The sequence below is a fragment of the Mesorhizobium sp. P2_H9 genome (genome assembly GCF_056403215.1).
Window position 1 is genome coordinate 1 of record NZ_JBFUFX010000034.1, and the last position, 1,574, is coordinate 1,574.

General features: G+C 58.8%; 1 protein-coding gene. It reads right to left on the bottom strand.

From position 1 onward, the window contains the following. Positions 1-343 precede the first annotated feature (343 nt). Positions 344-1,462, bottom strand: a complete 1,119-nt coding sequence (locus AC1DXN_RS30790) for an IS110 family RNA-guided transposase (protein WP_477421814.1) — start codon at positions 1,460-1,462, stop codon at positions 344-346. Positions 1,463-1,574: the final 112 nt, after the last annotated feature.

Here is a 1,574-nt window from a genome sequence, read left to right on the forward strand (position 1 = left end):
AAATGCCGGGACTGAACACCTCTTATGATCGTGATCAAGTGGCTTCGGCATGACTATTTTCCTTTCCGTCAATTGAGACGAAACCCAAAATACCGAAGCAGATGTGCAAAGTAGGAGACAGGACTTTAGACGACGGCTGGCAAACTCTTATGCGCGGGTTGAGTACCGCATTTCCGTAGGTTCGTCTGGGGCTGCCTCTGTCTAGGATCGGGCATGGACCTGGGGTCTGCCACATAGGTGTTACGAGGTTTCCCCACCGGGGTCCTGTCCCCAGCTTTGCACAACAGCAGATGAGCATGTTCTGGGTGACGTTCTCCTGTGCTGGCCGCCTAGTAGGGCATCATTACACAACGGCGGCAGGGGTGACTTCCTGCCCGATGGCCCATAAAAATGCGGCCATCTCTCGCGCTATCGCGGTCACGGCGACCGTCTTCAGCTTGCCGGCCATGATCAGCTTTCGATAGCGAGCGCATAACCTGACCTGTCCCTTCCAAGCGATCTCTCGCACCGATTTCGGCAACAACTCCAGCCGTCTTTGGATGTCGGTGCTCACTCTGGCTGGGAAGCGATAAGCCCACGCTCCTTCGATCAGCACGCGGCGCGCTCTCATATTGCCAGCCTTGGTAACACCGCCGCGCCGAACCCGTTCGCCTGTCGAACTCTCGGAAGGAACAAGGCCAAGATAGGCCATGAGCTGGGGAGCAGTTTCGAAGCGCCGCACGTCCCCGATCTCGACAACAAAGGTAACGGCCGCGAGAAACGCTATGCCCCGCATCGCCTGATAAGCCTCGACGACGGGCGCCATCGACCAAGAAGCTGTTGCTTCGGCGACCTGCTTGCTCAGTCGATTGACTCTGACGGTAGCGTCCTCGATTGCCTGGATGTATTCGGCGAGCACAATGTGATGGATCGGATGGGCAAAGGTCAGAGTTGTCAGCCATCGCGTATGGGCCCGGGTCCAAGGCGATCGGCCAGTATAAATCTGGCCATGACGAAGCAGAAAGGATTGGAGCTGCTGGCGGGCTTTCCTCAACGTGTCGTTGGCGCCTTCCCGAGCTCGCACCAGATCGCGCACGGCCTCATGCACAACGTCCGGAACCCAAACGGGCGTCAACTCGCCGGCGCGATGGAGACGGGCAAGGCTCACAGCATCGCGACGGTTCGTTTTGACCCGGTCGCCTGGTCGCTTGGGAACGAGCGACGGCGCCACGACTGTGCATTCATGGCCCAGACCGATAATCTGGCGATAGAGATCGTAGCCGGTCGGACCCGCCTCGTAACAGAAGTGCAACTTGGCACCTCGCTTCGCCAGCTTGGCCACCATCGACGCCACTGTTGACGGTTCAGCGCAGATGTCACCGTAAAAGCGCACTTCACCCGTCCGTTCGCCGGCGGCAACCGCAACCGATATCTTCAGCTTCGAAGCATCCAGTCCGACGAAAAGTTCGCTATTCTCCTGCATGGTCCGCCCTCGCTTAAGCTTGGGGCTCGGCTTCGGCCCTTCCGAAGCAATCCCCGTCTTCAGCTTACCCCGGGGGCGGGCCACCTCGAATGAACGATCATACGGTCTAGGC